The 7,897-nt window shown below is 72.2% G+C and carries 6 protein-coding genes; 5 read left to right on the top strand and 1 reads right to left on the bottom strand.

The window, feature by feature from the left end; all coding sequences use genetic code 11:
- Positions 1 to 775 precede the first annotated feature (775 nt).
- The 3 genes from L7D48_RS22735 to L7D48_RS22725 all read left to right on the top strand — a co-directional run bounded on the left by L7D48_RS22735 (position 776) and on the right by L7D48_RS22725 (position 2,671).
- On the top strand, positions 776 to 1,147 hold the full coding sequence (locus L7D48_RS22735; RefSeq protein ID WP_237881931.1) for a beta/gamma crystallin domain-containing protein: 372 nt from the start codon (positions 776 to 778) through the stop codon (positions 1,145 to 1,147).
- A 498-nt stretch (positions 1,148 to 1,645) separates the two neighbouring features.
- On the top strand, positions 1,646 to 2,026 hold the full coding sequence (locus L7D48_RS22730) for a hypothetical protein (protein ID WP_237881929.1): 381 nt from the start codon (positions 1,646 to 1,648) through the stop codon (positions 2,024 to 2,026).
- Between the two features lie 168 nt (positions 2,027 to 2,194).
- On the top strand, positions 2,195 to 2,671 hold the full coding sequence (locus L7D48_RS22725; RefSeq protein WP_237881927.1) for an ATP-binding protein: 477 nt from the start codon (positions 2,195 to 2,197) through the stop codon (positions 2,669 to 2,671).
- A 37-nt stretch (positions 2,672 to 2,708) separates the two neighbouring features.
- Here L7D48_RS22725 and L7D48_RS22720 read toward each other — a convergent pair whose 3' ends face one another.
- A complete protein-coding gene (locus L7D48_RS22720) occupies positions 2,709 to 4,721 on the bottom strand; it encodes a pentapeptide repeat-containing protein (RefSeq protein ID WP_237881925.1) in 2,013 nt (670 codons plus the stop codon).
- A 398-nt stretch (positions 4,722 to 5,119) separates the two neighbouring features.
- Between L7D48_RS22720 and tyrS the strand changes: the two genes are divergently transcribed.
- Together tyrS and L7D48_RS22710 are read left to right on the top strand one after the other, a co-directional pair.
- Positions 5,120 to 6,388: a tyrosine--tRNA ligase gene (gene tyrS, locus L7D48_RS22715; RefSeq protein ID WP_237881923.1), complete on the top strand. Its 1,269-nt coding sequence runs from the start codon at positions 5,120 to 5,122 to the stop codon at positions 6,386 to 6,388.
- A gap of 205 nt (positions 6,389 to 6,593) precedes the next feature.
- Positions 6,594 to 7,814: an NAD(P)/FAD-dependent oxidoreductase gene (locus L7D48_RS22710; protein ID WP_237881921.1), complete on the top strand. Its 1,221-nt coding sequence runs from the start codon at positions 6,594 to 6,596 to the stop codon at positions 7,812 to 7,814.
- The last annotated feature ends 83 nt before the right edge of the window (positions 7,815 to 7,897 follow it).

Genomic DNA, 7,897 nt, shown 5'->3' with positions numbered 1-7,897 from the left:
ACCTCGCCCCGCACGCCCCGGGCAACACCGCACCCCGGACCGCCCCTCGCCGACAACGAGGCGTATCCCTGGCGCGGGGTATCGGCTTGCGTGGCCGGATCTCACGGCCAAAAGCCACTCGACGGCCGGTCGGCCACCGGTCCGGGACGGGGCGGCCGAAGCGTTCACCCCTGGGGTCGGCGAAGTGTCTAGTCACGGTCGCCCGGCGTCGGCTCGGTTCGCCAACGAGCCCGTAGGACCCCGTCGTCGTCGGGCATGACGGCAGTGCACAGAGATACGCGCTCACCTGCGTACGCGGACAGGAGCGCGGCGGCACGGGCACGGGGCAGCCGGTTGTGGCTCAGCGAAGTGCTCTTGGGCAACACGCCGCCTGAGGCGTTCGCCGTGAAGGCCCTCGACCACGCGGCAACTGGGCCTGTTTCATGCGCCCAAGCAGAACAGGAGGTGACACCGTGACGTAGCGGTGTCACCTCCTGTTCTACTGGCGCACGGAAAGAGCTCGGCATCTGTGCTTACCATCGACGGGGACCTGCCTTCGGCAGCCAACTCACTCGCCGACGGCGTGCAGTTGGCCGTAGGCGCAGCAGCCGCGGCAGAACCGGCCGTGCAACAGGAAGGCACCAAACCCCGCGCGCCGTTCCTGGCCGACACAGCGCCGCACCAGGGTTGAAACGCAAAAGGGCCGACTGTCACGCCCGACCTGGCAGTTTCCTCATCGTTCGGAAGCAACCCGGCTCACGCAGCGTGGCCCCAATCCTCAAGGAGATATCGCATCGTGCCCACCATCAGGAAGACCGCCCGGAGCCTGTTCGCTGTGGCGTTACTGGCCGCAGGCTTCAGCGTTACAACTCCGATGAATGCCGCGTACGCCATGAACCAGACACCTTGCACCACTGGTGACTTGCTGCATGTATGGGGCCATTATGACCGTCCGCTCATTGTCGGCCCTTCCGGGCCCTTCGAATTCTGCGCCGCCAACGCGGGAACCATGAGACTCGGAGCCGGCGCCTGGGTGGACAAGATCTCCACTGGGAACAACGACATCCAGATGAACGACGCCAACGGCGCCACCATCAGGATCAGTCGCTGGAACATCGTGACCTACCCCAACCGGCCGCCGAACATCACGTCTATTCAAATCTTCTGAGACACCGGCATGTTCAACGGCGGCGCGCTCGGGATCGTCGCCTGGCGCCGGACCAGCGCGGGGCGCACCCTGTACCGGAACGTCGGTGCGCAGCCGCGGCCCGGGCGCGCGGCCGGGGCATCGGCACCGCCGCCCCCGCCTTCCGGTGGTCCGTTGCGGGCGGGGACGCGGATCACCGTCTCATGGGCGAGGATTCCCACCAAGACCTCACGTGCCTGACTGCCCGCCCCTGCGGACCGGACGTGTCCGGCCGGTTCCCGGCCTTCCTCGCCTCCCGTCCGCGCGGACCTCGGTGCCCGGCCGCCCGCGCCACGGGCCCCGTCCAAGCCGCGCCCGCCCCGCGCCACACCACTTCGGGCGGTGGGTGCGTTCGACGCCAAGTCCCCTGCTGATGAAGGGTTTTGGCGGTGCGAAGATATGAGTTGATCTAGATCAGGCCGCGTGAAAGTGTTCTTGGGTCCCGCATCCCACACGTCTCCACAGACAGGAGTTTTTGTCATGCGCACTCTCGGGCTCGCCGGTAAGTCGTGCTTCGCCGTCGCTCTGGCCGCCTCGGCCACGCTGCTGATGCCGGCCACACCGGCCGCCGCCGCGGACTGGGACCGGAGCTGCTACAACATCTCCACCCCCTACAAGGGCATCAGTGAGGTCATCGGCACCGCCAGCAAGACCAGCAGCGGCTGCTCGGACGCCACGGTCTCCCTGCTGCGCCACCGCTGGTACGGCTGGGAGGAGCTGGACTGGACCCCGCTGGAGAGCGGCTCCAGCATGGCGTGGTGGAACTGCACGGGTTCCGGCACCTACACCTACAAGACGGTCGTGGGCGTCGACTACAACCTCGCCTCCTACGAGAGCGCCGAGCGCCGCATAACCTGCTGAGGACGGGCAGCGGGGCCTGCCGGGCGGACGGGCCCCGCCGGCGCTCGCGGTCACCGGCCGGCGTGACGGAGCACTTCCGTACCGTCCACCCGAAGTGCCCGTACACGGACTCCGCGTACACGGCTGCGCACTCGTTCGCGCCCCCGCGCGACCCCCACCCTGGCCCGCATGAACCGAGCGACACCGCAGGCCGGACCGGCCCTCGCCGCCTTCACACAACTGCTGTCGTCCACGCGGCGCGGAGCCCGGCTGGCCCGGCTCCTGACCGTGACCGAGATGCTCTCCTGGGAGGTGCCGCAGGGCCTCGCCGAGCGCGCCGAACTCGTCGTCGCGGAACTGGCCGCCAACGCCGTCCTCCACGGGCACGTGCCCGGCCGCTGCTTCCGCCTGTCACTCACCTACGACCGGACGGCCGGCCGCCTGACCGTCGAAGTGACCGACGCCCGCGGGGAGTCCAAGCCGCGCGTCCCCGCCCCAGACGCCGGACCGGATGACGGGCCGGACACCGAGGCCGAGCCGCTCCGCACCGGCGGGCACGGCCTCACCCTCGTCACCGCCCTCGCCGACCACTGGGAGACCGCCCCCCACCCGCCCGGCGGCAAGACCGTCCGCGCGGTCCTCACCACCCCGGCCGCCGAGGCGTGATGCGCTTGCGGCCTCGGGGACCCCGAGCGGTGGCCGGTCAACGTTTGACGCGTCCCCGGATGGCGAGGACGGCGAGGGCCAGGAGGGTGGGCTCCACGAAGCGGGAGGCCATCTCGATGTAGGTGCCGGCGGTGGTCAGATCCTGCCCGCTGGAGCGGAACACCACCGAGTTGAGCGTGACGTTCAGCGCCTTCTCGAAGCGCTCGCCGATGAACCTGTCCCCTGTGGGGTTCCGCGGGTCACCCTTCTCGATCTCGAAGGTGACCCGGCCTCCGCCGGGCGGCACGGTGCCGGCCGCCTCCTGCTTCGGGTCCTCCTCCGGAAGCCCGAAACCCATCAGCAGAACGACGGTGACGAGCATGGCGGCCGCGAGCCAGCCCAGGGCCCGCACGGCGCGCAGGCCGTAGCCGGAGAGCATCCAGTAGGCGTGCAGCAGTCCGCGCTCGGCGCGGGAGGTACCGGTGCGGTCGTGGCGGCGCATCTCCATCTCGCCGTAGTAGAAGTCCGCCGCTCCGGGTTCGTTCTTGCCGTCCTCGAACGCCTTGCGCAGCGCCCGGTACACCGGTGCCAGCTGCGCCGGCCCGGCGTGTCCGGCGCCGAGCACCGCCACGTTCCAGCCCCGGACGGCGTCCGGCTGCTTCGCGCGCCAGTGGTGTTCCTCGGCGAGGGTACGGCGCCCGGTGAATCGCACCGGGCGCCCGCGCCGCCGGTGCGTGCCGGGCGGGACGGCGTCGAAGGCGCAGGCGCCCTCCAGCCGCAGTTGGTCCAGGTGCACGGTGCCGGTGAACAGGCACCGTGACAGGTCGACATCGGCGAGGACCAGGTGGGCCGCGTCCACCCCGCGCAGCGTTGCTATTCGCACTGCGGCGTCGGGCGCGTGGGCGAGGGCCTGCTCCTCCATCGTCCGTCCGCCGGTGAGCATGAAGGGGTCGGGCTCACCGGCGATCGTGAGGGGGTACTCGAAGACCGCGTGGGCGAAGTCCACCGTGGCGTAGCGCAGACGCAGCTCGGCCGTCGACAGCCAGCGGGTTCGCCGGCACTCCAGGCGGCGCGCCGCGAACGAGAGGTTCGCCGGGCCGTTGAACACCGCCCCGGACAACCACACCCGCCCGGCGCACACGAACGGCCCGAGGCTGACCCAGCGCTCGAAAACCGCCGACTCGAGCCCGATGTCCCCCAAGAAGGTCGCCAACTCAAACCAGGTATCGCCCTGGAAGGTGACCGACCCGAACCCGGCGCCGCCCCCGAAGGTCGCAGATCGGAACATGGCAGCGCCCTGAAAGATCGCCGACTCGAACCCGACACCGCCCTGGAAGGTCACCGACTCGAACTCGACACCGCCCCGGAAGGTCACCGACTCGAACCCGACACCACCCCCGAAGGTCGCCGACCCGAACCAGGCACCGCTCTCGAAGGTCGCCGACTTGAACCCGGCGTCACTTTGGAAGATCACCAGATTGAACAAGGCGACGCTTCGGAAGGTCGCCGACCCGAACCAGGCAGGGCCCCGGAAGGTCGCCGACTCGAACCAGGCGTCTCTCTGAAAGATCGCCGACCCGAACCCGGCGCCGCCCCCGAAGGTCGCCGACTCGAACAAAGCGACACCCTGGAAGGTCGCCGACCCGAACCAGACATCCCCCTCGAAGGCCACCGACTCGAACAAGACATCGCCCCCGAAGGTCGCCGACTCGAACCAGGCACCGCTCTGGAAGACCGCCGACCCGAACCACCAGGTGTCGCCCTGGAAGATCGCCGAGTCGAATCGGGCCTGGCCGAGCCGGGGGTGCCCGGTGGCGGGATCGCGGAAGGCGTCGAGGAGGGCGTTGAGAAGGGGCCCGGTGAAGGAGGTGCCGCGGTGGTCGATGTCGGCGCCGGGGGTCAGGCCGGCCAGGTAGGCGTCGCGGTCGGCGTCGGCCAGGTGGGCGAGGCACGCGGTGTGGCCGGGGACGTGGACGCCGGGGCAGCCGACGGGGTCGGTGGCGGGATCCGCGCCGTGTGCGCAGTGCGGCCAGAGTGGGGCCTCGGGCGTATGAGGTGACGGTGCGCTCATGGCGTGGCGGCTCCCTGGGGTGTCCGGTACCGGAGGGACGGTGGCGAAGACGTGCGGGGCGCTCCCGGGCCGGGGCCCGGCGTCGCGGAAAGGGCTGTGCGCCGTGCGGGGGCGCTCGTCCGCTTCCCCGCACGGTGGCGGCGTACGGCCCGGCAGGCGATCCGGGCGTCCGCCGCTCCCGGCGGCCCCCACCGATCACCCCTCACCGGTCACAGCCTGCCAGGCCCGGCCCGGCCGCGCGGGCACGTTCGGGGAACCGGACGCCGAACCGCCGTCCACCGCGCCGACGTCCCCGGATGGCCGGGCGGGGCGGCCGTCCACAGGCGGAAACGGCGGGAAACGCCCGGCGCACTACACTGGCCGCCAGACCGGAACACAACCCAAGGAGACACAGGACCGTGACGGCCATCGTCGACGAGTTCAGGTGGCGCGGGCTGATCGCCCAGTCCACCGACGAGGACGCATTGCGCAAGGCTCTGGCGAACGGCCCCGTCACGTTCTATTGCGGCTTCGACCCGACCGCGCCCAGCCTGCACGTCGGGCACCTGGTGCAGGTGCTCACCGTCCGCCGGCTCCAGCAGGCCGGGCACCGGCCGCTGGCGCTCGTGGGCGGCGCGACCGGCCACATCGGCGATCCCCGGCCGACCGCCGAGCGCACCCTGAACGACTCCGAGACCATCGCCGGGTGGGTGGCCCGGCTGCGCGCGCAGATCGAGCCGTACCTCTCCTTCGAGGGCGACAACGCGGCGGTCATGGTCAACAACATGGACTGGATCTCGGGCCTGTCCGTGATCGGGTTCCTGCGGGACGTCGGCAAGCACTTCCGGGTGAACAAGATGCTCACCAAGGAGTCGGTCGCCCAGCGCCTCGCCTCCGACCAGGGCATCTCGTACACGGAGTTCAGCTACCAGCTGCTGCAGGCCCTGGACTTCCTGGAGCTGTACCGGCGCTACGGCTGCACCCTGCAGACCGGCGGCAGCGACCAGTGGGGCAACCTCACGGCCGGCCTGGACCTGATCCACCGCCTGGAGCCGCACGCCGAGGTGCACGCGCTGGCGACACCGCTGATGACGAAGGCGGACGGCACCAAGTTCGGCAAGACGGAGACCGGCACGCTCTGGCTGGACCCGGAGATGACCACTCCGTACGCGTTCTACCAGTTCTGGCTGAACACCGACGACCGGGACATCTCGCGGTACATGCGCATCCTCTCCTTCCGCTCCCGCGAGGAGCTGGAGGAGCTGGAGAGGATGACCGAGGAGCGGCCGCAGGCCCGTGCCGCGCAGCGCGCCCTGGCCGAGGAGCTGACCACGCTGGTGCACGGCGCCGACCAGTGCGCGGCCGTGGTCGCCGCGTCGAAGGCGCTGTTCGGGCAGGGCGATCTCGCCGGGCTGGACGAGGCGACGCTGGCCGCCGCGGTCTCCGAGCTCCCGAACGCCAGGGTGAGCGAACTCGGCCAGATCACCGACCTGTTCGCACAGGTCGGCCTGGTGGCGAGCAAGTCGGCCGCCCGCCGCACCGTGAAGGAGGGCGGCGCCTACGTGAACAACGTGAAGGTGACCGCCGAGGACGAGGTCGCCACGGCCGACCAGCTGCTGCACGGGCGCTGGCTGGTGCTGCGGCGCGGCAAGAAGAACCTGGCGGCGGTGGAGGTCGCCGGAGCCTGACACGGCCTGTGACGCGGCGGCCCGGGGCGATGCCCCGGGCCGCCGCGCTTTCCGTGTCGGGCTCCGGCGGAGGGCGGCGCGCCGGTGCGGTCGCGGCCGGGCACCGCCGGATCGGGCCCCGCCTGAGTGACCTGCCTCACAACCTGTCACAGCGGCCGCCCGAGCGGTGTCTTGAGGCCGGACACCCGAAAACGGAGGAGGCACCATGACGGGGAGCACGAACGTGGTCGTGATCGGCGGCGGATACGCGGGCGTGATGGCCGCGAACCGGCTGACGCGGCGCGACGACGTGACGGTGACGCTGGTCAACCCGCGCCCGGACTTCGTCCACCGGGTCCGCCTGCACCAGCTGGTGGGCGGTTCCGACGACGCGGTCGTCGCCTACCGGGACGTCCTGGCCGAGGGCGTCCGGCTGGTGGTCGGCTCCGCGGCCCGGATCGACGCGGAAGGGCGCGGCGTGGCGCTGGCCGACGGCGGCACGCTCGGCTACGACTACCTGGTCTACGCCGTGGGCAGCGGCAGCGCCGAGCCGGACGTGCCGGGGGCGGCCGAGTCCGCCCACCCGATCGCCACCCTGGAGGAGGCGCGGCGGCTGCGCCCGGTCGTCGCCGCCGCTCCCGCGACGGCCCCGGTGACGGTGGTCGGCGCCGGGGCCACCGGTATCGAGACCGCCGCCGAGCTGGCCGAGCAGGGCCGCCGGGTGACCCTGGTCTGCGGCGGCGTGCTCGGCCCGTACCTGCACCCCCGGGCCCGGCGCTCGGTCGCGGGGCGGCTGGCCGGGCTCGGCGCGACGGTCCTCGACGGCCCCGGCACGAAGGTGGTGGCGGTGACCGGCGACACCGTGCGGCTCGCCGACGGCCGCGAGCTGCCCGGCGAGATCACCGTCTGGACCGCCGGCTTCGGCGTGCCGGACCTGGCCGTGCGCAGCGGGCTGAGCACCGACGCGGTGGGCCGCCTGCTCACGGACGAGACGCTGACGAGCGTGGACGACGCGCGCATCGTCGCGGCCGGGGACTCGGCGGCGCCCTCCGGCCTGCCGCTCCGGATGAGCTGCCTGAACGCGATGCCGCTGGGCGCGCGGGCCGCCGACACCGTGCTCAGCCGGCTCGCGGGCGAGCGGCCGGAGGAGCTGCGCCAGTCGCTCTACGCCCAGTGCCTCAGCCTGGGCCGGGGCGCGGGGGTCTACCAGCTCGCCAACCGTTCCGACGTCGCGGTGCGGCTGTACGTCGGCGGCGGGCCGGGCGCCAGGCTCAAGGAGCTGGCCTGCGAGGGTATGACCGGGCATCTGACCAAGGAGGCGCGCAAGCCCGGTTCGTTCGGCCTGCACCGCGTGCCGGGAGGCGCCGCCAGGCGGCGGAAGCTGCTGCGCGACCGGCGCGCCGGGGAGCCGTCCGCCGGGACGCAGGCCGCCGGCCGGGCGGCCTGAGCGGTGGGGCCGAGGGGAGCCCGCCGAGGGCACGCGCGGACGCGGCCGGCCGCGCACGGCCACCGGGGCCGCCGGGGCCGCCG

The organism is Streptomyces sp. ICN903 (genome assembly GCF_022015835.1).
In the GTDB taxonomy this organism is placed as follows: Bacteria; Actinomycetota; Actinomycetes; order Streptomycetales; family Streptomycetaceae; genus Streptomyces; species Streptomyces fenghuangensis.
Note: the sequence above shows the minus strand (reverse complement) of the source record. Positions and strands in the feature narration are given on the sequence as shown.

Excerpts from the sequence above, each read along its gene's own strand:
- L7D48_RS22730 (WP_237881929.1), top strand. The coding sequence starts at position 1,646 with ATGCGCACTCTCGGGCTCGCCGGTAAGTCGTGCTTCGCCGTCGCTCTG.
- L7D48_RS22710 (WP_237881921.1), top strand. The coding sequence starts at position 6,594 with ATGACGGGGAGCACGAACGTGGTCGTGATCGGCGGCGGATACGCGGGC.
- L7D48_RS22725 (WP_237881927.1), top strand. The coding sequence starts at position 2,195 with ATGAACCGAGCGACACCGCAGGCCGGACCGGCCCTCGCCGCCTTCACA.
- L7D48_RS22720 (WP_237881925.1), bottom strand. The coding sequence starts at position 4,721 with ATGAGCGCACCGTCACCTCATACGCCCGAGGCCCCACTCTGGCCGCAC.